22 protein-coding genes are annotated in these 21776 nt (G+C 54.6%); 11 read left to right on the forward strand and 11 right to left on the reverse strand.

Going from position 1 to position 21776, the window contains the following annotated elements; all coding sequences use genetic code 11:
- Nucleotides 1-170: 170 nt before the first annotated feature.
- Nucleotides 171-1790 carry an isovaleryl-CoA dehydrogenase gene (locus E0L21_RS04830; RefSeq protein WP_131407256.1) on the forward strand — a complete coding sequence of 540 codons (1620 nt, stop codon included), beginning with the start codon at nt 171-173 and terminating at the stop codon, nt 1788-1790.
- Here the strand turns inward: E0L21_RS04830 and E0L21_RS04835 are convergent.
- The 3 genes from E0L21_RS04835 to bsmA all read right to left on the reverse strand — a co-directional run bounded on the left by E0L21_RS04835 (nt 1787) and on the right by bsmA (nt 4631).
- On the reverse strand, nt 1787-3721 hold the full coding sequence (locus tag E0L21_RS04835; protein ID WP_131407258.1) for a methyl-accepting chemotaxis protein: 1935 nt from the start codon (nt 3719-3721) through the stop codon (nt 1787-1789). The genes E0L21_RS04830 and E0L21_RS04835 overlap by 4 nt on opposite strands.
- Before the next feature lie 169 nt (nt 3722-3890).
- Nucleotides 3891-4178, reverse strand: coding sequence for a DUF1471 family protease activator YjfN (yjfN, locus tag E0L21_RS04840; RefSeq protein WP_020456246.1), 288 nt, complete (start codon nt 4176-4178; stop codon nt 3891-3893).
- A 123-nt stretch (nt 4179-4301) separates the two neighbouring features.
- Nucleotides 4302-4631 carry a biofilm peroxide resistance protein BsmA gene (gene bsmA, locus E0L21_RS04845; RefSeq protein WP_025263747.1) on the reverse strand — a complete coding sequence of 110 codons (330 nt, stop codon included), beginning with the start codon at nt 4629-4631 and terminating at the stop codon, nt 4302-4304.
- A 187-nt stretch (nt 4632-4818) separates the two neighbouring features.
- On the opposite strand from bsmA, the gene yjfP reads away from it, so the two are divergent.
- Nucleotides 4819-5568, forward strand: coding sequence for an esterase (yjfP, locus tag E0L21_RS04850; protein WP_131407259.1), 750 nt, complete (start codon nt 4819-4821; stop codon nt 5566-5568).
- On the opposite strand, the gene E0L21_RS04855 is transcribed toward yjfP, so the two are convergent.
- Nucleotides 5565-6746: an MFS transporter gene (locus E0L21_RS04855; protein ID WP_131407261.1), complete on the reverse strand. Its 1182-nt coding sequence runs from the start codon at nt 6744-6746 to the stop codon at nt 5565-5567. The two genes, yjfP and E0L21_RS04855, sit on opposite strands and share 4 nt — an antisense overlap.
- A 156-nt stretch (nt 6747-6902) precedes the next feature.
- The gene (gene yjfY / locus E0L21_RS04860; protein ID WP_131407263.1) at nt 6903-7175 is read right to left on the reverse strand and encodes a DUF1471 family protein YjfY; all 273 of its coding nucleotides are present in this window, start codon (nt 7173-7175) and stop codon (nt 6903-6905) included.
- Nucleotides 7176-7519: 344 nt separating this feature from the next.
- On the opposite strand from yjfY, the gene rpsF reads away from it, so the two are divergent.
- The 5 genes from rpsF to E0L21_RS04885 all read left to right on the forward strand — a co-directional run bounded on the left by rpsF (nt 7520) and on the right by E0L21_RS04885 (nt 10161).
- Nucleotides 7520-7915, forward strand: a complete 396-nt coding sequence (rpsF, locus tag E0L21_RS04865) for a 30S ribosomal protein S6 (protein WP_131407265.1) — start codon at nt 7520-7522, stop codon at nt 7913-7915.
- A gap of 6 nt (nt 7916-7921) precedes the next feature.
- Nucleotides 7922-8236 carry a primosomal replication protein N gene (gene priB / locus E0L21_RS04870; protein ID WP_017459147.1) on the forward strand — a complete coding sequence of 105 codons (315 nt, stop codon included), beginning with the start codon at nt 7922-7924 and terminating at the stop codon, nt 8234-8236.
- A 4-nt stretch (nt 8237-8240) separates the two neighbouring features.
- Complete coding sequence (rpsR, locus tag E0L21_RS04875) at nt 8241-8468, forward strand: 30S ribosomal protein S18 (RefSeq protein WP_002210155.1); 228 nt, start codon at nt 8241-8243, stop codon at nt 8466-8468.
- Between the two features lie 39 nt (nt 8469-8507).
- On the forward strand, nt 8508-8957 hold the full coding sequence (rplI, locus tag E0L21_RS04880) for a 50S ribosomal protein L9 (RefSeq protein ID WP_131407267.1): 450 nt from the start codon (nt 8508-8510) through the stop codon (nt 8955-8957).
- Nucleotides 8958-9231: 274 nt separating this feature from the next.
- Complete coding sequence (locus E0L21_RS04885) at nt 9232-10161, forward strand: DMT family transporter (protein WP_131407268.1); 930 nt, start codon at nt 9232-9234, stop codon at nt 10159-10161.
- A 20-nt stretch (nt 10162-10181) separates the two neighbouring features.
- Here the strand turns inward: E0L21_RS04885 and E0L21_RS04890 are convergent, their stop codons facing one another.
- Entirely contained in the window at nt 10182-10832 is a 651-nt protein-coding gene (locus tag E0L21_RS04890; protein ID WP_131407270.1) for a LysM-like peptidoglycan-binding domain-containing protein, read from the reverse strand.
- Nucleotides 10833-11095: 263 nt separating this feature from the next.
- Here E0L21_RS04890 and fklB point away from each other — a divergent pair, with 263 nt between their 5' ends.
- Nucleotides 11096-11716 carry an FKBP-type peptidyl-prolyl cis-trans isomerase gene (fklB, locus tag E0L21_RS04895; RefSeq protein WP_020456255.1) on the forward strand — a complete coding sequence of 207 codons (621 nt, stop codon included), beginning with the start codon at nt 11096-11098 and terminating at the stop codon, nt 11714-11716.
- A 300-nt stretch (nt 11717-12016) separates the two neighbouring features.
- Nucleotides 12017-13429 (forward strand): D-serine/D-alanine/glycine transporter, encoded by a 1413-nt coding sequence (gene cycA / locus E0L21_RS04900; RefSeq protein ID WP_131407272.1) that lies wholly within the window; start codon nt 12017-12019, stop codon nt 13427-13429.
- 61 nt (nt 13430-13490) lie between these two features.
- Here cycA and ytfE read toward each other — a convergent pair whose 3' ends face one another.
- On the reverse strand, nt 13491-14153 hold the full coding sequence (gene ytfE / locus E0L21_RS04905) for an iron-sulfur cluster repair protein YtfE (protein WP_131407274.1): 663 nt from the start codon (nt 14151-14153) through the stop codon (nt 13491-13493).
- Between the two features lie 273 nt (nt 14154-14426).
- Here ytfE and E0L21_RS04910 point away from each other — a divergent pair, with 273 nt between their 5' ends.
- Nucleotides 14427-16082: a methyl-accepting chemotaxis protein gene (locus E0L21_RS04910; protein WP_131407276.1), complete on the forward strand. Its 1656-nt coding sequence runs from the start codon at nt 14427-14429 to the stop codon at nt 16080-16082.
- A 350-nt stretch (nt 16083-16432) separates the two neighbouring features.
- Here E0L21_RS04910 and E0L21_RS04915 read toward each other — a convergent pair whose 3' ends face one another.
- From E0L21_RS04915 to E0L21_RS04925, 3 genes are all read right to left on the reverse strand, one after another.
- On the reverse strand, nt 16433-17398 hold the full coding sequence (locus tag E0L21_RS04915; RefSeq protein ID WP_131407278.1) for a DMT family transporter: 966 nt from the start codon (nt 17396-17398) through the stop codon (nt 16433-16435).
- A 75-nt stretch (nt 17399-17473) separates the two neighbouring features.
- Nucleotides 17474-18298 carry an AraC family transcriptional regulator gene (locus tag E0L21_RS04920; protein WP_131407280.1) on the reverse strand — a complete coding sequence of 275 codons (825 nt, stop codon included), beginning with the start codon at nt 18296-18298 and terminating at the stop codon, nt 17474-17476.
- Nucleotides 18299-18379: 81 nt separating this feature from the next.
- Nucleotides 18380-19228: an SDR family oxidoreductase gene (locus tag E0L21_RS04925; RefSeq protein WP_131407282.1), complete on the reverse strand. Its 849-nt coding sequence runs from the start codon at nt 19226-19228 to the stop codon at nt 18380-18382.
- 85 nt (nt 19229-19313) lie between these two features.
- Between E0L21_RS04925 and E0L21_RS04930 the strand changes: the two genes are divergently transcribed.
- On the forward strand, nt 19314-19724 hold the full coding sequence (locus tag E0L21_RS04930) for a winged helix-turn-helix transcriptional regulator (RefSeq protein ID WP_131407284.1): 411 nt from the start codon (nt 19314-19316) through the stop codon (nt 19722-19724).
- Here E0L21_RS04930 and E0L21_RS04935 read toward each other — a convergent pair whose 3' ends face one another.
- Nucleotides 19725-21668: a bifunctional 2',3'-cyclic-nucleotide 2'-phosphodiesterase/3'-nucleotidase gene (locus E0L21_RS04935; protein ID WP_131407286.1), complete on the reverse strand. Its 1944-nt coding sequence runs from the start codon at nt 21666-21668 to the stop codon at nt 19725-19727.
- Nucleotides 21669-21776: the final 108 nt, after the last annotated feature.

Here is a 21776-nt window from a genome sequence, read left to right on the forward strand (position 1 = left end):
GAATAAATTATTCATCAATAATCTTATTCATGAAATATATTATTCTTATATTGTGTGAGCCGTTTCACGAATGATTGTCGCCAAATCGCGGCCTTGTGAGCCCACTCCCATGCAGCGTTCGCGCAGGCTGTCCATACTTATCTTCATTGCCATTGAAGGAGGGACACACGATGCACTGGCAGACTCATACCGTTTTTAACCAACCGATCCCGTTAAAAAACAGCAATCTTTTTCTCTCTGATCGTCCCCTGTGTGAGGCGGTAATGCGCGAAGGCGCGGCCTGGGACGCCGAGCTGCTCGCCAGCATTGGCCAACAATTGGGTGCGGCGGAATCGCTGGAGCTGGGAAGATTAGCCAACGCCAATCCTCCGGAGCTGCTGCGCTATGACACCACCGGCGAACGGCTGGATGATGTGCGTTTCCACCCTGCCTGGCACTTGTTGATGCAGGGGTTGTGCGCCAACCGGGTGCATAACCTGGCCTGGGAAGAGGAGGCGCGCGTCGGTTCTTTTGTCGCGCGTGCAGCCCGGTTTGTGCTGCACGCCCAGGTAGAATCCGGCACGCTGTGCCCCATCACCATGACCTTCGCCGCGACGCCACTGCTGCAACAGGCATTGCCGAAACCTTTTCATGAATGGTTAAAACCGCTGCTAAGCGATCGTTACGATCCTCATTTAGCGCCGGGCAATCAGAAACGCGGCCTGCTCATCGGTATGGGAATGACTGAAAAACAGGGCGGAACGGATGTATTGAGCAACACCACCCGAGCGGAAAAAAGCGGTGATGAATATCGGCTGGTGGGGCACAAATGGTTCTTTTCCGTGCCGCAAAGCGATGCGCATTTGGTGCTGGCGCAGGCCAAAGGCGGACTCTCTTGCTTTTTTGTGCCGCGTTTTCTGCCTGACGGCCAACGTAACGGTGTGCGGCTTGAGCGCCTGAAAGAGAAACTCGGTAACCGCTCCAATGCCAGTAGCGAAGCGGAGTTTTGCGATGCCAGCGGCTGGTTGCTTGGCGAAGAGGGCGATGGCGTGCGGCAGATCCTCAAAATGGGCGGGCTGACGCGCTTTGATTGTGCGCTGGGGAGCCATGGGCTGATGCGCCGGGCTTTTTCCGTTGCGCTGTATCATGCGCACCGGCGACAGGCGTTTGGCAAAAATCTGGTCGATCAGCCGCTTATGCGTCATGTTCTGAGCCGGATGGCGCTGGAACTGGAGGGGCAAACCGCCATGCTGTTTCGCCTTGCCCGCGCATGGGACAGCCGCCGCAATGAGCAAGAAGCGCTCTTTGCACGCCTGTTTACGCCAGTGGCAAAATTTGCAGTTTGTAAGGGCGGGATCCCGTTTGTCGGCGAAGCGATGGAAGTGCTTGGCGGTATCGGCTATTGCGAAGAGAGCGAATTACCGCGCCTGTACCGCGAGATGCCGGTCAATAGCATCTGGGAAGGCTCCGGCAACGTCATGTGCCTGGATGTGCTGCGCGTGCTGGGCAAACAACCGGGCATAGTGGATTTGCTCAGTAACGATTTTGCGGCGGTGAAAGGGCAGGATCGCCATTTTGATCGCGCATGGCGGCAGCTACAACAGCGGCTACGCAGACCAGATGAAACGCAGGGAAGGGAGATAACGCAGCTGCTCTGGCGGCTGGGAACAGGGGCGCAAATGCTGCGCCACGCGTCGCCGCCGATGGCGCAGGCGTGGTGCCAGATGATGCTGGATACCCGTGGCACGTCGCCGATTGGCGAGCAGGTACAAAACGACCTGCTGCTACGCGCCACGGGTGCGGCAAATTAATCCATCTTCAGGCGGAACAGGCTTACCAGCTCACTCAGGTGTGCGCCTTTTTCCCGCAGCGTGCGGGCGGTTTCCTCACTTTGCGAAACGCGCCCGGCGTTGACATGCGTGGCATCGCCAATGTGCGTCATCGCCAGGTTAACCTGGTTGATTCCCGCTGATTGTTCGCGGGAAGCATGGTTGATTTCATGCACCAACTGGTTGATCTGATCCATGTGGCTGATGATCGATTGCATGGCAACGCGCGTGGCTTCTGACTGGGAATGTCCTTCGCCCACTTTTTTCAGCGTATCGCCAATCAGCGCTTCAATCTCTTTTACCGCGTTGGCACTGCGCGCGGCCAGGGCACGAACTTCCTGAGCAACCACGGCAAACCCTTTGCCGTGTTCGCCCGCACGCGCAGCTTCCACCGCGGCGTTCAGCGCGAGGATATTGGTCTGGAAAGCGATGGATTCAATCACGTGGGTAATGTCGGCAATACGCTGCGATGCTGCGCGAATGTCTTCCATTGTCGCCACTGAGTGATCGACGGTTTTACCGCCTTTTTGCACCGCGTCGGTAGTTTCATTCACCAGGCTTTGCGTCTGTTCCATATTGGCGGCGTTTTGCTGCACGGTGGCGGCAAGCTGCTCCATGCTGGCAGAGGTTTCCTCCACGCTGCTGGCCTGCTTATTGATCTGCTCGCTGATCTCGCCGCTGTCAGCGGCCAACGCGTTGGTGCCGAGGTTAATTTCGGCGGCGGATTCGCGCACCTGTAACACAATCTTGTGTAACCCATCGCCAATGCCGTTAATGGCCTCGATCAACTGACCCACTTCATCATGACGATCAACCACCAGTGTGGCGCGCAGGTCGCCTGCCGAATACTGCTGAGCGAGTTCAATAACGTTACGCAGCGGGCGGCTGAGCCAGCGGCGAATGATAATGACAAACAGCGCAGCGAACAGCAGGGAAACTACCACGCCAGCCAGCAGGAACTGGTTACGCATGGTGGTGACATCGCGCAGCAGCACCGCTTTGTCGACTTCACCAACGACTGTCCAGTTCCAGCCGGGCAACACGGTGTAAGACATCAGCAATTCACGGCCGTCTGCGCTCTGGCGCGCCAGCGTACCGCTGTTGTTTGTCAGCAGGGTTTGCAGATCTTTTTCATCCCACTGCGGGCGTTTGCCTTCCTCGGTATCGTGGAACAGATAGTTGCCGTAGTTCTTGCCTTCGTTGCGATCAAGCACGAAGAAATGGCCGCTTTCACCCAGCTTTCGACCCAGAATTTTATTGCGCATCACCTCCCACGAACGGGTGATATCGACGCCAACAAACAGAATGGCAATGGTGTTGCCGCTGGCGTCTTTTACCGGTTGGTATTGGGTGATGTAGCGTTTGCCAAACAGCATCGCCAGCCCGCGATAGACTTCACCTTTCATTACTGGCGCAAATGCCGGGCTGGCTTTATCCAGCTTAGTGCCGATGGCGCGATCGCCATTCTCTTTGCGCAGCGATGTGGCGACGCGCACAAAGTCGTCACCGCTGCGCACGAATAGCGTAGCGATAGCACCTGTACGGTTGAGGAAATCGTCCGGGATAGCATTGTTGTTATGCAGTTCGGTATCGCCGCCTTTGAAGAGCGGTACATCAATACCGTTAATCTCACGGCGCTGCTGGGGATCAACCGCGAGCGGCTGTGGCAGAAAACTGCTGAACAAGCGCGTGTAGCTCTCCACCTCATCACTGAGACTACTGTTGAACATTTCAACCATATCCACCACTCCGCTGGATTGGCTGTGCAAGTCTTCCATGGCCAGCGTTTCCAGCTGTTGGCTGGCTTTATTGCTCATCAGAAAAGTGAATAAAAGGAAAAGCGTTGCAACGCTTGCGCCAGTCAGAAGTGACAATTTTGCACCGAGACCGGCGCGACGAAAAAAGGCGCTCATAATTTGTCCGTTGTTCTGTGTATGAGGCTCCTTCAACGGCACAATTACGATAACATTTAGTTTGTCAATGTAACAAAATGTTACATTGGTGTATCCTTACGATAACATAATCTTAATGATTGTAGGGGCATAAAAAAGCCACCCAATTTAGGTGGCTTTTTCCAGCGGCTCAGGCGTACAAAATGGCCTGCACTCGCCAGTTGTCAACTTGTTGATCTTCCTGCATTCGCACAATGCGATACCAGGAGGCTCCCTGTTCATCTGCTTTTAACGCGATAACCCGCTCCACGTCCTGTAGGCTCCCTGAGACATTATTGACGGAGATAAGACCGATTTCGTTTAATCCCGTCACGCAGTCAGCGCTGGCGAACTCTGCAGGCTGCGCTGTTGTATTTAGCAAACCGGTAGAAAGCAACAGTGAGTTTAAGGCAAGAGATCGTTTCATAGTCAGCTCCATTTTACGTTACCCCGATTGTTTGCAGGGCTTCCTTTCGCGCAACGGATTCGAAAAATCCTATTGTGCACAGGAGAACATCAATGGACGCAAAGCAATGTAAATGTCCTGAAAATCAACGCCTCGCTACTGTCTGTACAGCAGGGCGCGTCCGAACCAACGACCGGGAATTATGGTGTCATCCATCATGATGATGACGTAATAATTGGCGCCGGCGGCCACGGCTTTGGCTTTGATTGCGTCTTCCACGTCCATGGGAGAACCCAGTACCGTTACGCTAACGGCACCAATCTCGCGAAGATCCTGCGTTTGATTACGGCGGATTTCCTGCGGATGGTCGCTAACCGGCGGTGCAGATTGCGGCTTACCTTCCAGCACTGCGCAGCCGCTTAATAACAAGGCGAACAGTAAGCACGGTAAAGCACGCATGGTTTTCTCATCTCTCCTGATTGCCATAGTGTAGTTCCTGGTGAATTTCCGTTTGGGGGAATGTTCCCGAAATGTTATCCCGAGCACTAATTTCGAATGAAAGTGTTTTGAAAGCGTAATCTATCTCTCACCGTCGTCAGATGCTCATGCGAAATCGGACTTGCGCCACCTTGTCGCCAGTGGCATACCAGCACTATAGATCAAGGAGGGAGTGATGATTGAACTTCAGGTTGAACAATTTGCAGGTGTCGAAACGCTGCATGCCTTCCCGGCGGGAAAACGCGCCAAACCGCTGCCTTGTGTCGTGTTTTATCACGGCTTCACCTCGTCAAAGCTGGTCTACAGCTACTTTGCCGTGGCGCTGGCGCAAGCCGGTTTTCGCGTGGTTATGCCAGACGCACCGGATCATGGCGCGCGCTTTAGCGGCGATGTGGAACGGCGTTTACACCAGTTCTGGCAAATTTTGCAGGGCAATATTGAAGAATTCACCGTGCTGCGCGACGCGCTGGAGCACCTTGAATTAATTGATAATCAGCGGCTGGCGGTCGGCGGCGCGTCGATGGGCGCAATGACTGCGCTGGGCATTATGACCCAGCATCCGGAAGTGCGCTGCGTCGCAAGCCTGATGGGGTCCGGCTATTTCACCTCGCTTGCGCGCACGCTTTTCCCGCCGTTGGCCGTGACGACGCCGGAACAGCAGCGTGAATTCGACACGATAATTGCTCCGCTCTCACGTTGGGATGCCAGTACGCAACTGGCGCACATTGCCGATCGCCCGCTGCTGCTGTGGCACGGCGAGCAGGATGATGTGGTGCCAGCGGCGGAATCGTTCCGTTTACAGCAAGCTTTGCAAGAAGAGGGGCTGGACGCGCATCTCACTTATCAGTGGGAAGCCGGGGTAACGCATCGTATTACCCCGCAAGCCTTGAGTGCGACAACGGACTTTTTTAGTCGTTACCTTTAAGCCGTTCGGCGAAGGCGGATAATCACCAGCGCAAGAATGCAGATGATGGCACCCGCCCAGAAGGTTGACGCCGCGCCGTGGCTTTCCCACAAAATCCCGGCGCCGAGGCTCGCCAGCAGCAGCGCAACGCCGCTAATCAGATTGAACATGCCGAATGCTGTGCCGCGCAGTTCTGCCGGTGCGGTATCGGCAACCATGGTCGCGAGTAAGCCTTGCGTCATGCCCATATGCACGCCCCACAAGGCGACACCGAGCAGCAGCGTACTCCAGTGCTGGCTTAGCGCCAGCGCTATATCTGCGAAGATCAGCACCACCAGGCCTAACTGTAATAACCGGCTATGGCTGATACGGTCCGACAATTTGCCAAACGGATACGCGGTGACCGAGTAGACCAGGTTCATGGCAACCATCACCAGCGGAATGGTGGCCAGTGGGATTTCCATCTGCTGGGCGCGCAGCACCAAAAATGCTTCGCTAAAGCGGGCAAGGGTGAAGATAAAGCCGAGCGCCACCACCCACCAATATGCACGGCTTAGCTGTTTGAGATTTTCACGGCGAATGGGATTGGTGCGCTTTTGGGTGATGGGTGTTTTCGGCTCGTGCAGGCCAAAGAACAGCAACGCGACCGCCAGAACACCGGGGATCACCGCGATCCAGAACACGGCCTGGAAGTTGTCATTCCATAGCAGCATCAATGCGACCGCCAGCAATGGCCCGAGGAATGCACCAATGGTGTCCAGCGACTGACGTAGCCCAAACGCCGCACCGCGGATTTCAGCCGGGGTGACATCGGCAACCAGCGCATCGCGCGGCGCGCCGCGAATGCCTTTGCCAAGCCGGTCCATCATGCGAGCGCCAAACACCAGGCCGGACGTCGAGGCCAGCGCAAACAGCGGCTTGCTTAATGCGCCCATACCATAACCCAGCAGCGCCAGCCCTTTACGTTTGCCGATATAGTCGCTGAGCATGCCGGAAAAGACTTTCACCATCAGCGCGGTGGCTTCCGCTAGCCCTTCAATCAGGCCAATAATCACGACGCTTGCGCCGAGCGTCGTGGCCATAAACAGCGGCAGCAAGCTGTGGATCATCTCCGATGAAATATCCATCAACATACTGACGCCGCCTAATACCCAGACCCCCGCAGGTATGCGACCTAACGTTGAAAACCGCTTGAGCATGACTTTCCTCGCAACTTTCCATCACCGCAGCCAGAGCGCTATTAAACCTGCCGGAAAGGAGTTTGATAAGGGGAATAAGAAAAGAATTCTCACGTCGGAGTGCGGCCCCAATGTGGGGCCGCAAATGCAAGAGGGACTGGCCTGTAAAACGTGTAATTAGCGGTAGATAAACGCGCTGGCGTGCAGGTTGCCGTTGCTCCCCGGCTCATGAGTGAGTTCTGCACGGTAATATTTTGCGCTGCGCGCGTCGGCCTCGTCATTGAGCGCCTCGTCCGCTTCATGCTCGGTGGCGAAGTTATGATTGATATAGATAACGCCTAAGCTATGCACATCGTCCATGTTGCGGGCTTGCTGGTTGTTGAGTTTAATTGCCGCTGCGGCATTGGCGCTAAGCAGCAAGGTTGTTAATAATATTGCGATGTATTTCATGATGTTATGCTCCGATAATGCGTCATTTTTTAATTTCTCAACATCTCTCCTCCTTATATTTGAGGCCTGTTTAAAGTTTACGCGTTAGCCCGAGAAGGTATCGCGACCATTTCTGATGCAGTCATTCAAAAAAATGCCGTAATGCGTTGTGATTAATTTTAATTCGCCTTACTCACTTATCTTTGCGCTTAGTGCGAATTATTTGCGTAATAGCCTTGAGTTTGTTTGGGTAGACCAGTATTATGGCGCGTCAATTTTTCAGCCGACCTTTAATCACGTTCCTTGCCTCCCCGGGATTCGGCTGACCCAGACAGGAGGCTGAATAATCCGTAAGGAGCAATTCGATGCGTCATTACGAAATCGTTTTTATGGTCCATCCTGACCAGAGCGAACAGGTTCCGGGTATGATCGAACGTTACACTGGTGCAATCACTGCAGCAGAAGGTACGATCCACCGTCTGGAAGACTGGGGCCGCCGTCAGCTGGCTTACCCGATTAACAAACTGCACAAAGCACACTACGTTCTGCTGAACGTTGAAGCTCCGCAGGAAGTTATCGATGAGCTGGAAACAAACTTCCGCTTCAACGATGCCGTTATCCGCAGCATGGTTATGCGTACTAAACACGCTGTTACTGAAGCATCTCCGATGGTTAAAGCGAAAGACGAGCGTCGTGAACGTCGCGATGATTTCGCAAATGAAACCTCAGATGATGCAGATGCTGGGGATTCTGAAGAGTAATTACTGATGGCCAACCGCCTGGTGTTGTCCGGCACAGTGTGCAGGGCGCCGCTTCGTAAGGTCAGCCCGTCAGGAATTCCTCACTGCCAGTTCGTGCTTGAGCACCGTTCTGTGCAGGAGGAAGCCGGTTTTCACCGGCAGGCGTGGTGCCAAATGCCTGTAATAATCAGCGGGCAGGAGAACCAGGCCATTACTCACAGTATAACGGTCGGCAGCGCAGTAACTGTTCAGGGGTTCATCAGTTGCCACAAGGCAAAGAACGGCTTGAGCAAAATGGTTCTGCATGCCGAGCAGATTGAATTGATAGATTCTGGAGACTAGCCAAATGGCACGTTATTTCCGTCGTCGCAAGTTCTGCCGTTTCACAGCGGAAGGCGTTGTTGAGATTGATTACAAAGATATCGCAACGTTGAAAAACTACATTACCGAAAGCGGTAAAATCGTCCCGAGCCGTATTACCGGTACTCGTGCGAAATACCAGCGTCAGCTGGCTCGCTGCATCAAGCGCGCTCGCTACCTGTCCCTGCTGCCATACACTGATCGTCATCAGTAATTGGCCGCTGTCTATTAACGACTTTAAGAGGATAAGGTAATGCAAGTTATTCTGCTTGATAAAGTAGCAAACCTGGGTAGCCTGGGCGATCAGGTTAACGTTAAAGCGGGTTACGCTCGTAACTTCCTGGTACCGCAGGGCAAAGCTGTTCCGGCTACCAAGAAAAACGTTGAATATTTCGAAGCACGTCGCGCTGAACTGGAAGCCAAACTGGCTGACGTTCTGGCGGCTGCTAACGCTCGCGCTGAAAGCATCAATGCACTGGGCTCTGTTACCATCGCGTCTAAAGCAGGCGACGAAGGTAAACTGTTCGGTTCCATCGGTACCCGCGATATCGCTGACGCTGTAACTGCAGCTGGCGTTAAAGTGGCGAAGAGCGAAGTTCGTCTGCCGAACGGCGTTCTGCGTACTACCGGTGAGCACGAAGTGGACTTCCAGGTTCACAGCGAAGTATTCGCTAAACTGACTGTAAACGTTGTTGCTGAGTAATTCGTTACTCACAGCGATGTCCCTAAGTAGTTCGGGCTTGCAGGAAGGCGGCAAGTGAGTGAATCCCAGGCGCTTAGATAACTAAGTGACTGGGATGAGCGAATGCAGCCAACGCATCTGTAACTCGAAATACGACGGGAAATGAAACGCCGGCTTTGTGCCGGCGTTTTGCTTTTTAGCACTACCAGAAATGGTCATTGTTCCTTGCAGGGTGGATATTTCTTAGGCATCCTCAGATAATAATTGAAACGCAATTTTATCTTTGAGATTTGTCATGGAAACCGCTTTGCCCACACCCGTTTTTGCCCGCCGAAATGTGGCTTACGCCTGCGCCACGCTCTGTTGTCTGCTCTGGGGTAGCTCCTACCCGGCCATTAAAAACGGCTACGAACTCTTTCACATTGCCACCGACGACATCCCCTCAAAAGTGGTATTTGCCGGTTATCGTTTCCTGTTCGCAGGCGTGTTGTTGCTGCTGTTCGCGTTGGCACAGCGCAAACCGATCGGCAGACTATCGGCTATGCAGTTTGGGCAACTGACGGTGCTCGGGTTAACGCAAACGACCCTGCAATACACCTTCTTCTATATCGGTCTTGCTTATACCACTGGCGTAAACGGGTCGATCATGAATGCGACCGGCACCTTCTTTAGCGTGCTGTTGGCGCATTTCATCTATCAAAACGACAAGCTCAGCTACAACAAAAGCCTCGGCTGCATTTTGGGCTTTGCCGGCGTCATGCTGGTGAACTTCCACAGCGGTATGCGTGATTTTGTTTTTGTCTGGAACGGCGACGGTTTCATTGTGCTGGCGGCGTTTATCCTCTCTGCCGCCACGCTGTATGGCAAACGTATTTCCCAGACGGTCGATCCCACGGTGATGACCGGTTGGCAGCTGGCTATCGGCGGCGTTGCTCTGCTGGTTGGCGGCTATCTATCGGGCGGAACGCTGGAAGTGCATAGCCTCAGCGCAGTGGCGATCCTCGGCTATCTTACGCTGCTGTCGTCGGTGGCGTTCGCCCTGTGGAGCATGCTGTTGAAAGTGAATCGCGTGAGTATGATTGCGCCGTTCAATTTCGTGATACCCGTTGCCGGTACGGTGCTCTCCGCTATTTTCCTTGGGGAGAACATCCTCGATATCAAATACGCGGTCGCACTGGTGCTGGTCTGCTCAGGGATCTGGTGGGTTAACAAACGAGCCGGGTAACGTGTACCCGGCACAGTGCATCAACGCGCGCGGATAAAGCTGCCGTCCGGCTGGCGGGTAAACAGCACCGGCTGACCGCCGGTTTCAATGGTTAACCCGGTCACTACGCCGTTGGCGTTCTGGCGGATTTTCACCATCTGGCCGCTTTGCAGGCTGCTGAGCGGTTTACCATCACCTTCCACTTTTGCCATTGCATAGACATCGGTTGGCGGCAGGTTGTGGTCGCGGAACAGTTGCGCCAGCGTTTTCCCCTCTTCAACGCGGTAAGCGCGCCACTGCTGTTCGATTCCGCTGGAAGAGGGCAGCGTGTTCTGCGCTACATGCTGGCGCGGTTGCTGTTGCTCTACTGGTTGCTGCTGTTGTACGGACTCTTCCGCACTCGGCGCGGTCTGCTGCGGCTCGCTCACCACCTGCGGCGGTGTTGGTTCCGTTGTGGAAGGTTGCGGCAGTGAAGCGGTGGGAAGATTGAGTTGCGCTTCACGTGTACCGGTTGGCGCTGTTGAACGGTTGCTGTCGTCAGTTGACGGTAACAGAAAACCGATAATCACCAGCAAAGCCGCGAGGATCAGGCCGCGACGGTGCAATGGCGGGAGCGGGTCCATCAGGCGAAAATGCTCCGGGGCATGCCAGATTTTCACCAGGGTAGGTTTCAGTTCAAATCGCCCGGGCATGGCTTTCCTCCTGCTCCGCGTCATTTAAAGTCCTGTCTCGTTGAGTATATACACTTTATCCCGCAACCGCGGCGAGCGCTGTTTTTAACTGCCTGAAAGTCGACAAAAAGCTGCATTTTGTGACCGCAATTCGGGATAAATCTTACTTGCTGTATTCTTTCCCTTTCCCTGCGATTTGTCATCTTTCCTGCGACAAAGTTTTACCCGGTGCAGTGCGGCTGTTATGCTGCGCGCTACCTTAAAAAGCGATGAAAGGAAAACCCATGACAACCCCAACTTTTGACACGATCGAAGCGCAAGCCAGCTACGGCATTGGTTTGCAGGTAGGACAGCAGCTGAGCGAATCCGGGTTAGAGGGGCTGTTACCGGAAGCGCTGGTCGCAGGTATTGCAGATGCACTGGAAGGCAAACAACCCGCTGTTCCGGTAGATGTTGTCCACCGCGCGCTGCGTGAAATTCACGAGCGTGCCGACGCAGTGCGTCGTTCCCGTTTCGAAGAGATGGCGGCGGAAGGCGTGAAATATCTGGAAGAAAACCGCGAGCGTGAAGGCGTGAACAGCACCGAATCCGGTCTGCAATTCCGCGTTATCACCCAGGGCGAAGGCGCTATCCCGGCACGTACCGACCGTGTGCGCGTGCATTACACCGGTAAACTGATTGATGGCAGCGTGTTCGACAGCTCCGTCGCGCGCGGCGAACCGGCTGAGTTCCCGGTTAACGGCGTGATTGCTGGCTGGATCGAAGCCCTGACGCTGATGCCGGTGGGTTCCAAATGGGAACTGACGATTCCTCATAACCTCGCGTATGGCGAGCGCGGCGCTGGTGCATCTATTCCGCCGTTCAGCACGCTGGTATTTGAAGTGGAACTGCTGGAAATCCTGTAATTTCCCGCATGAATGCCTCTTCCCGTCAGGGAAGGGGCTGTGCCCGCTGCGCTGATCGTTTGTTAATAAAACCAATACCAATAGATTATCTTGCAAATGGCGCAATCGGGTGTATTTTTGTGAGCTATTTCGCGTTACCTGAGTGATATGACACTCACTTTAAACAAATATTTAACATTGTTTTTAATTCCGAGTATTCATCCCGCCGATTCTTACCTAATATCTTTGCGTCCATACAAGGGCGGAACACGCAACTAAAAAAGGCCAGTAGAGCCCCAACAACACAGACAGGAATACAACATGGTAGATCAGGTTAAAGTCGTGGCCGACGAACAGGCTTCGACTGAACAGTCGCTACGGCGAAATCTCACAAACCGGCATATTCAGCTCATCGCCATTGGCGGCGCCATCGGTACCGGGTTGTTTATGGGCTCCGGGAAAACCATCAGCCTCGCCGGTCCGTCGATCATTTTTGTTTATATGATCATCGGCTTTATGCTGTTTTTCGTCATGCGCGCCATGGGTGAATTACTGCTGTCGAATCTCGAATACAAATCCTTTAGCGACTTCGCCGCCGACCTGTTAGGGCCGTGGGCGGGGTATTTTACCGGCTGGACATACTGGTTTTGCTGGGTGGTAACCGGTATGGCGGATGTCGTCGCCATCACGGCTTACGCGCAGTTCTGGTTCCCTGGACTTGCCGATTGGGTAGCGGCGCTGGCCGTTGTCGTCGTGCTGCTGAGCCTCAATCTCGCGACGGTAAAAATGTTCGGCGAGATGGAGTTCTGGTTTGCGATGATCAAAATCGTCGCTATTGTCGCGCTGATTATCGTGGGTGTGGTGATGGTGTTGATGCACTTTAAATCCCCGACCGGTGTTGAGGCCTCTTTCTCGCATCTGTGGAATGACGGCGGCTGGTTCCCGAAAGGTATCAGTGGGTTCTTTGCTGGCTTCCAGATTGCGGTGTTTGCCTTTGTGGGGATTGAGCTGGTCGGTACGACCGCAGCGGAGACCAAAGATCCGGAGAAATCCCTGCCGCGCGCCATCAACTCGATTCCGGTGCGCATCATTATGTTCTACGTTTTCGCGCTGATTGTGATCATGTCAGTGACGCCATGGCGCTCTGTGGTGCCGGATAAGAGCCCATTTGTCGAGCTGTTCGTGCTGGTTGGCATTCCGGCGGCGGCGAGCATTATTAACTTCGTGGTGCTGACCTCGGCGGCTTCTTCCGCCAACAGCGGCGTCTTCTCCACCAGCCGGATGCTGTTTGGCCTGGCGCAGGATGGCGTGGCACCGAAAGCGTTCGCTAAGCTCTCTAAACGCGCGGTACCGGCAAAAGGGCTGACCTTCTCCTGCATCTGCCTGCTGGGCGGCGTGGTGATGCTGTACGTCAATCCGAGCGCGATTGCTGCGTTCACCATGATCACCACCGTGTCGGCGATCCTGTTTATGTTCGTCTGGACGATCATTCTCTGCTCGTACCTGGTGTACCGTAAGCAGCGCCCGCAACTGCATGAAAAATCGAACTATAAAATGCCGCTGGGCAAAATGATGTGCTGGGTGTGCATGGCGTTCTTCGCCTTTGTGCTGGTGCTGCTGACGCTGGAAGCGGATACCCGCCAGGCACTGATCGTGACGCCGTTGTGGTTTGTGGTGCTGGGCGCAGGTTGGCTGTACGCCGGTAAAAAGCGTTTGGCTAACCGCCAGCCATAAAAAAAGAGCCGCGCAGCGGCTCTAAACTTCCATGAATCAAGGCGCTCTCGGGCGCCTTTATTTATTCACCAGCGAGGGCACGCGGGAACAGATTGTTGTTTTCCAGACTGATGTGCTCCATTAGATCGTCAATCAACGTATTGATACCGTTATACATCGCCTTCCAGGTGGTGCAGGCTTCTGGTGGCGGCGTGACGTTATTGGTGATGTGTTTGATCACTTCCAGCAGTTCGCCTGCTTCATCATGCTCACTCTCCATGACGCTTATCGGCCCCATTGCCTGCGAACCCATGCCCTGTTTGATCATCGGGAACAGGATCTGCTCCTCTTTCATCATATGGCTGGAAAGCTCCTGGTGCAGCATGGTCAGGTATTTGGTTAGGCCGCGCGGCACGTTCGGTTTATCGGCGTGGACGCGCTCAACTTTGGTGGCTTGCAGGATCAGTTCCGGCAGTTGTTCGCGGTGGCGGTCATGGTAACGCACGATAATGTGGTCAATGATTTCCGCCAGCCCCGCCACGCGCCAGTCTTTTTCAATCGGCTGCTCGGCAAGCGTCGCTAGCTCGGCTTCGATGACGTCAATATCCAGCTCCTTGCGTGCCGCAGAACGTCCCAGTGTCTGCTTACCGCCGCAGCAGTAATCCATATCATATTTACGGAACAGTGCGGAAGCGCGGGGGATAGAGAGCGCCAACTCACCCAGGGGTTGATCGCGGAAAGCCATAGCAGTTACCTCATGTGGAATTTATAAGTTGTATTTTAAATGCATCTTTAAGGCGATGATATACCCCTTTTGGGGCAGCGGGAATTGCCTTATTCCTTTCTTTCGCGAAAAAATGTGATATTCATCACAAAAAATCTTACGAATTTAACATGTTGAATACAGGTGTTTTTATTGGAAATTACTGGATTGCGACCTGCATCACAATTAAACAACTCCGCGCTGCTGCCGATACCAAAACTCCAGACAATATCCTGCACGCTATAAAGGCTTACAATGTTTAAAAGAATAAAAGTTATTACTTTATTAATCATGGTTTTACTGGTGCTTGGTGCAATGCAGCTGATCTCCGCTGGCGTGTTCATCAGTGCGCTTAATAACGATAAAAACAACTTCAATGTTTCCCAGGTTTCCAGCCAGAACGTTTCCGAATTTACCGATGCCTGGATCAGCCTCAACCAGGCGCGTGTGACGCTCAACCGCGGCATGTTACGTCTGCAAAGCAGCACCGCCAGCCAGATTAATGGTGGGCAACTCAGCGAGCTGGCAAGCAATGCGACCAACTTGCTCAACGAAGCGCAAAAGCATTTCGAAAAGTACAAAGCGATCCCGGACACACCGGGGTTGGAGCCGAACTTGTCTAAAGATCTGGAAACCCAGTACGGCGTTTACCATGCCACGTTGACGGAAATGAACCGCCTGCTGCTGGCGGGCAACCTGGAAGATATGTTCCGTCAGAATGCCGAAGCGAAACAAGTTGCCATGCAGAAAAGCTATCGTGCGTGGCGTGATGCGCAAACCGTCCTGGCGAGCGAAGGGATCAGCCAGAACGAACAGGATTATCAGCGTATTTTATGGATCCTCGGCACCGTGATGCTGGTCGTGCTGGTGGTGATTATCATGAGCTGGGTTGCAATGCAGCGCGTCCTGTTGAAGCCGCTGCATGAGGTGATGGGGCATATTCGTCATATCGCGACCGGTGATTTGACGCATGACATAGATGCTGAAGGCAAAAATGAAATGGCGCTGCTGGCGCAGAATGTACAGGAAATGCAGCAGTCGCTGGTGAAAACCGTGAGTGTAGTGCGCGATGGCGCAGACACCATTTACACCGGTGCGGGTGAAATTTCCGCTGGCAGCAACGATCTCTCTTCGCGCACTGAGCAGCAGGCCGCTTCTCTGGAAGAGACCGCTGCCAGCATGGAACAGCTCACCGCCACGGTGAAACAGAATGCCGACAACGCCCGCCAGGCGACACAACTGGCACTGAATGCATCCGGTACGGCGAAGAAAGGCGGTGACGTGGTTGATGGTGTGGTGCGTACCATGGATGAGATTGCCAACAGTTCCAGCAAAATCGCGCAGATCACTAACGTGATTGACGGTATCGCTTTCCAGACCAACATTCTGGCGCTGAACGCGGCTGTTGAAGCGGCACGCGCGGGCGAACAAGGCCGTGGCTTTGCAGTCGTCGCGGGCGAAGTGCGTACCCTGGCGCAGCGCAGTGCGCAGGCAGCAAAAGAGATTAAAGGGCTGATTGAAGATTCAAGTAATCGCGTCAATGCAGGGGCAGCACTGGTGCATGAAGCCGGGGAAACCATGGCTGAAATCGTCAGCGCAGTCACGCGCGTGACCGACATCATGGGCGAAATCTCTTCCGCGTCTGACGAGCAGAGCCGTGGTATCGATCAGGTAGGCCAGGCCGTTGCTGAGATGGACCGCGTTACTCAGCAGAACGCCTCACTGGTGGAAGAGTCCGCCGCTGCGGCTGCAGCACTGGAAGAGCAGGCCGCGCGCCTGACTGAAACGGTGGCGGTATTCAAGGTCAACCGTACGCGCAGCGCACGCCGCCCGGCGTTAGTCACGCCAGCCAGCAAACCGCAGACCAAAGCAACCGAGAACGTCAGCGAAGCCAACTGGGAAACGTTCTGATAACGGTTGAATCGATCTCTTGAAACCCGGCATAAGCCGGGTTTTTTTATACCCATTTGAACACCACCTCCGGTGGAGGTGGTCAGCAACAGGTTTTGTTGTCTTTGGATTTAAATCGTTCAGAACAGGCCTGGACAGTTTATTAAGGCTTTTCGTTCGCCGGGTGCAGACAATGCCATCTGCTATGTAGATGTTTTTTTACGGCTCACTGAACACCATATGTTGAAACGTTTTTCTCGCGGGTTTTGGTTATGTCTGGGTGTCTTAGTATTCACTCTCACGGCATGGGTAGACGCTTTTTTACGGTTTTTGTCACACTTGTCGGCGCGAAACGCATGTGAAGGCGGCTTTTACTCTGCACTCAGCGCGGTGACGCTGGCTTTTTCCGGCTTCGACAGTACTGCCATTAGCACGCCGCCGACCAATAAGACAATGCCGCAAGCGGTGAGCAGCGGCGGCAAGCTGTGGCGCAGCAGAAAGGTATAGAGCAGCCCGGCCAGCGTTTCGAAGACGATCAGCGGGCCGACAATTACCGTTGGAAGCCGCTGGCAGGCAATGTTCCAGCATAACGCGCCCACCCACGAGCAGAGCACCGCAATGGTGAACATCAGCGTGATAAACACCAGCGGACGTGGGCCGAAGGGCAGGGTGAAATCGGGTTGCTGCACACCAAGCCACAGACACGCCGCAAGGTAGCCCACCAGTGAAACCGGTAGCGTCACCAGCGCTTGCGCCGTCGCCCACATCATCGGGTTTTTGTCCGGGTTTTCACGCAGCCAGCGAGCATTGCGCAGCGCATACCAGGCCCAGCAAGCGACCGAGGTGAAAGCCAGCACAATACCGGAACCGTAGCGCCACCCGCTGAAATTGGGCAGGCCCTGGCGCAGTTCGGCGATATTCACGCAGCCTAAGCCAAGCGCAATGCAGAGCAGCGCAGGAGCAAGCTTTCGCCATGCGAGTTTGCCGTCACGCTGACTGTAGAGCAGGTTGGCGCACACCGGGATCACCACCGGCAGCGTGGCGATAATCATCGTCGACACCGGCGCGCCCGTGCGCTGAATGGCGCTTGCCAGGCAGACGTAATAGATAAGGTTGCCCATGATTGTCAGCCATAAGGCCGTGAACCAGTCGCTGCGCGTAAGCTGGCGCAGCCGTGCGCGGCCCAGCCACGCCAGCGGCAGGGCGATAATCCCCAGCGCCAGATAGCGCCCGGTGGATTGCAGCGCCGCCGGGTAATCCGGCACGATCAACGGGCCGACAAAAATAAGCCCCCACAACAGCCCGGCAAGCAGGGCATACAACACGCCACTAATCATCTTTTCACCTACGTTTACATTGGCAGCGGACAGTGTAGGAGAGCAACGCGTGGGAATATTGTATGAGATTGCGCATTAACGGCGCGTGACCTGCTTTTGGTAGCGCACCGGCGTGATGCCATAGCGGTGCGTAAACGCGCGGGTCAGATGCGACTGATCGGTAAGGCCGGTAACGGCGGCGACATCGGCAGCGGGCATGCCCTGGGTCAGGAACGATTTGGCGCGCCACAGGCGGATGGCCATCAGCATCTGGTGCGGGGTGACATGAAAATACGCCTTGAACTGGCGTTGAAAATGGTACGGGCTGAGCGCCGCCACTTTCGCCAACTCATCAAGCGTCAGGCTGTGCATATAGTTGTCATGCAGGTAATCGCGTACGCGCTCAAACCGGTGTGCGCCTTCCGGGCGCTGCGGCGCATGGTGGGCCAGCGGGCGAAATGTATCGATAAGATCCAGCAAAATCCCCTGTTGCGTCAGCGGATCGTCGGTGTGCCACAAGCCGTGGATCTGCGTGCAGATTTGCCGGGTGCGCAACGGATCGTGACGCATCACATCGCTAAACCACCAGTGGCGGATCCCGGTCACTTCTTCCAGGAGATCTGGCTCAAGGTAAACCATGCGATAGCGCCAGCCGTCGGCGGTTTCCGCTTCGCCGGTGTGCAGCTCGTCAGGGTTCATGGTGACCACAGAATGCACCGGCGCGACATATTGTGTGCCGCGATAACGAAAGCGTTCAGCTCCGGCTTCGATCGCGCCAATGCCAAACGCTTCATGGGTGTGCGGTTCAAAGGCATAGCGGGAGATATGCGCGTGATACAACTCAACCCCTGGCAGTAACGCCAGGTGGCGAAAGCGCGCGCAATCTCGCTCATCAGTAAACTGCTCGGGTACGCCTTCCACTGTCTCTCTCCATACCGGTCATCCCTTCATTATTAGGGATGGCCCGGCGGGAGGCTACAAAAATTAACCACTTTGTAACCTTTACAGAAGGTCGTTGACGCTCTTCTCAATCGACGTCGTCGGGCGACCAATCAATTTGCTGAGCGTTTTGCTGTCATCAAACAGGCCACCTTTGGCGGCGCCCGCGTCGGAATCCGCCAGCATGTTGGCGAGCCAGTCTGGCAGACCAACTTCTTTCAGCGCGGCGGCGAAATCGGCTTCGCTTAGGTTCTGGTAGACCACGTTTTTACCGCTGGCTTTGCTGAGTAGCGCGGCCAGTTCAGTGAGCGTCCAGCCGTTATCACCGGCCAGTTCATAGACTTTACCTGCATGCCCCTCTTCGCTTATCACGCGTGCGGCAGCAGCAGCGTAATCGGCGCGGGTGGCGGAGGCGATTTTGCCGTCACCGGCTGCGCCAATAAATACCCCGTGCGCCAGTGCCGCTGGCGCGCTTGCCAGGTAGTTTTCGCTGTACCAGCCGTTACGCAGCAGAGTATAAGGAATACCGGAATCGGCGAGCATTTTCTCGGTTTCAACGTGCTCAACATGCAGACCAAGCGGGGATTTATCCGCGTGCAGCAGGCTGGTGTAAGCGATGAATTTCACTCCGGCGGCTTTGGCGGCGTTAATCACATTGCGGTGTTGCGTGGCGCGCTGGCCCACTTCGCTGCTGGAGATCAGCAGCAGTTTGTTCACGCCCGCCAGCGCCTGGGTTAACGCAGCCTGGTCGCCATAATCAGCCTGGCGTACCAGCACGCCTTGTTTGCTGAGCGCTTCGGCTTTCGCCGGGTTACGAACGATCGCGACAATTTCTTTTGCCGCCACGGTTTTCAGCAGTTCTTCTACCACAAACTGGCCCAGTTGGCCGGTTGCGCCGGTGAGTGCGATCATGAGTATTCTCCTTCGGTGCTCGATGAGTGTTGTGGTACGCTAACACCTTAACTAACTTTTAGTAAGTACGTACAAAAAGGTAAGTATGAAAACACAATCCCGGCCGCAAACATTGAGTGAACAGGTTCGCAACGGCAACCTGTTTGCCGAGCAGTGTCCCTCGCGGGATGTTCTGAAACACGTCACCAGCCGCTGGGGCGTATTGATCCTAGTGGCGCTACGCGATGGCACTCACCGCTTTAGCGACTTGCGCCGCAAAATGGGTGGCGTCAGTGAAAAGATGCTGGCGCAGAGCCTGCAATGGCTGGAGCAGGATGGCTTTATCAACCGCGTCTCTTACCCGGTTGTGCCGCCGCATGTCGAGTATAGCCTGACCCCGCTGGGTGAACAGGTGAGCGAGAAGGTCGCCGCACTGGCGGACTGGATAGAACTGAATATTCCGCAGGTGCTGGCCTTCCGCGATGAACGGGAAGGCCAGCAGGCGTTGGTTGAATAACTACTTGTTTAACTGAAGGTTATAGATAGCAAATCCGATCTCGTCGGTAGCGACTTTCGCCATCGGGTAGCGGGCTTTGTCTTTGATAAACGCGGCGGCTTTGTCTGTAGGCGCAGTTTCAAAACGAATATCCAGCTTCGTGTCGCTGTGGATCGGTGCCAGTTGCCAGTTATTGTCGGCGGCAGGATGAATTTCGCCCGCGCGTTGGGTTTCATCGCTTATCCATTTCGCCAGCACGGCCCGGTTTTCATCCGGCGAGGCAAAGGCAATATGGCTGTCGCCCGTACCGGCAAATTTGCCGCCGTAGGCGCGGTAGTTATTGGTCGCAACGAGGAACACCGCGTTCGGATCAATCGGTTTGCCGTTAAAGGTCAGATTTTTAATACGCTCAGCCTGCGGGTTAACGCTCTGGCATTCGCCGTCGTAGCGCGCTGGCTGCGTGACATCAATCTGGTAGTTCACGCCGTCAATCACATCGAAGTTATAGGTGCGAAAGCCATCCCAGTTGATCAGGCTTTGCGGCTTGTCGCTGTGTGGATCGATCTGGTTAAACTGGCCAGCAGAACACTCCAGCCACTCTTTCACCTCTTTGCCCGTTGCTTTCACCACCACCAGCGTGTTCGGGTAGAGGTACAAATCGGCGGCATTACGGAAGGTTAACTGCCCTTTTTCCACTTCGACATAACTGGCAGGATCATTCTTGCGCCCGCCCACTTTAAACGGCGCGGCAGCGGAAAGCACCGGCAGTTTCGCCAGATCCGGATCGCCCTGAATAAAGTGTTCGACATAGGCTTTCTGCGCGATGTTCACCACCTGTACGGTCGGATCGTCCTGCACCAGCGCCAGATAGCTGTACATGTTGTCGGCGGATTTGCCGATCGGTTTGCCGACAAATTCTCGGGTGGCGTCATGATCGTGTTTGAGGATCTGCACCAGCTTGCTGTCTTCGCCAACGAGAGCTTTTTTCGCCGCCGCGTCATAAATAGGGCGCGCTTCGGCTTTGGATTCGCGCACCTGCCATTTGCCAGAATCATTGTTCAGCACCAGATCGACAACGCCAAGATGATCGCCCCACATGCCCGGCATCACTGAGGGAATGCCATTCAATGTTCCTTTTTTGATATCTGCGCCTTTTATCGACGCGAAATCTTTACTCGGGAAGACGGCATGGGCGTGACCAAACAGGATCGCGTCCACGCCTGGCACTTCGCTGAGGTAATAAACGGAGTTTTCCGCCATCGACTGATATGGCTCCGCCGACAGCCCGGAGTGTGCGACAACGACCACCAAATCCGCCCCTTTGGCGCGCATTTCCGGCACATATTTACGTGCGGTTTCGGTGATGTCGTTCACCGTCACTTTGCCGCTCAGGTTAGCTTTATCCCAGACCATGATTTGCGGCGGCACAAAGCCGATATAACCGATGCGCAGCGTGTGCGTTTTGCCTTCGCTGTCGGTGACCGGCGTTTCTTTGATTAAGTAAGGTGTGAACAGCGGCTTTTTGCTTTTTGCATCAATAATATTGGCGTTCACATACGGGAATTTCGCTCCCGCCAGCGCTTTGTGCAGGTAATCCAGACCGTAATTGAATTCGTGGTTGCCCAGGTTGCCGACGGCGTAATCAAGGGTGTTCATCGCTTTATAGACCGGGTGAACTTCCCCGGCTTTCAGCCCTTTCGCCGCCATATAATCGCCCAGCGGGCTGCCCTGGATTAAGTCTCCGTTATCCACCAGCACGCTGTTTTTGACTTCATGACGGGCGGCGTTGATTAAGCTGGCGGTGCGTACCAGTCCGAATTTTTCCGTCGCCGTGTCTTTGTAGTAATCAAAATCCATCATGTTGCTATGCAAATCAGTGGTTTCCAGAATACGTAAATCCACCGTTGCAGCCTGCACGCTGGCCGCAATCAGCGTGGCCAGAAGCGTTGCACTAAACTTAATCATCAGAGGCATCCTTTTTCGATCTAAGCCACAAAAGAAAGTGTTATGTACATTTTGTTGCTTACAGAATTGTGAATACTGCCATAAAAGCGCGCAAAGAAAACGCAATCG

This window comes from Kosakonia quasisacchari (genome assembly GCF_004331415.1).
Lineage (GTDB): Bacteria > Pseudomonadota > Gammaproteobacteria > Enterobacterales > Enterobacteriaceae > Kosakonia > Kosakonia quasisacchari.

Coding starts and splice junctions, on each gene's coding strand:
- E0L21_RS04935 (WP_131407286.1), bottom strand. CDS start 21,668: ATGATTAAGTTTAGTGCAACGCTTCTGGCCACGCTGATTGCGGCCAGC.
- E0L21_RS04930 (WP_131407284.1), top strand. CDS start 19,314: ATGAAAACACAATCCCGGCCGCAAACATTGAGTGAACAGGTTCGCAAC.
- fklB (WP_020456255.1), top strand. CDS start 11,096: ATGACAACCCCAACTTTTGACACGATCGAAGCGCAAGCCAGCTACGGC.
- E0L21_RS04925 (WP_131407282.1), bottom strand. CDS start 19,228: ATGATCGCACTCACCGGCGCAACCGGCCAACTGGGCCAGTTTGTGGTA.
- E0L21_RS04855 (WP_131407261.1), bottom strand. CDS start 6,746: ATGCTCAAGCGGTTTTCAACGTTAGGTCGCATACCTGCGGGGGTCTGG.
- E0L21_RS04830 (WP_131407256.1), top strand. CDS start 171: ATGCACTGGCAGACTCATACCGTTTTTAACCAACCGATCCCGTTAAAA.
- E0L21_RS04915 (WP_131407278.1), bottom strand. CDS start 17,398: ATGATTAGTGGCGTGTTGTATGCCCTGCTTGCCGGGCTGTTGTGGGGG.
- ytfE (WP_131407274.1), bottom strand. CDS start 14,153: ATGGCTTTCCGCGATCAACCCCTGGGTGAGTTGGCGCTCTCTATCCCC.
- E0L21_RS04835 (WP_131407258.1), bottom strand. CDS start 3,721: ATGAGCGCCTTTTTTCGTCGCGCCGGTCTCGGTGCAAAATTGTCACTT.
- priB (WP_017459147.1), top strand. CDS start 7,922: ATGGCCAACCGCCTGGTGTTGTCCGGCACAGTGTGCAGGGCGCCGCTT.
- rpsF (WP_131407265.1), top strand. CDS start 7,520: ATGCGTCATTACGAAATCGTTTTTATGGTCCATCCTGACCAGAGCGAA.
- rpsR (WP_002210155.1), top strand. CDS start 8,241: ATGGCACGTTATTTCCGTCGTCGCAAGTTCTGCCGTTTCACAGCGGAA.
- rplI (WP_131407267.1), top strand. CDS start 8,508: ATGCAAGTTATTCTGCTTGATAAAGTAGCAAACCTGGGTAGCCTGGGC.
- yjfP (WP_131407259.1), top strand. CDS start 4,819: ATGATTGAACTTCAGGTTGAACAATTTGCAGGTGTCGAAACGCTGCAT.
- bsmA (WP_025263747.1), bottom strand. CDS start 4,631: ATGGCAATCAGGAGAGATGAGAAAACCATGCGTGCTTTACCGTGCTTA.
- yjfN (WP_020456246.1), bottom strand. CDS start 4,178: ATGGAGCTGACTATGAAACGATCTCTTGCCTTAAACTCACTGTTGCTT.
- E0L21_RS04885 (WP_131407268.1), top strand. CDS start 9,232: ATGGAAACCGCTTTGCCCACACCCGTTTTTGCCCGCCGAAATGTGGCT.
- E0L21_RS04890 (WP_131407270.1), bottom strand. CDS start 10,832: ATGCCCGGGCGATTTGAACTGAAACCTACCCTGGTGAAAATCTGGCAT.
- yjfY (WP_131407263.1), bottom strand. CDS start 7,175: ATGAAATACATCGCAATATTATTAACAACCTTGCTGCTTAGCGCCAAT.
- E0L21_RS04910 (WP_131407276.1), top strand. CDS start 14,427: ATGTTTAAAAGAATAAAAGTTATTACTTTATTAATCATGGTTTTACTG.
- cycA (WP_131407272.1), top strand. CDS start 12,017: ATGGTAGATCAGGTTAAAGTCGTGGCCGACGAACAGGCTTCGACTGAA.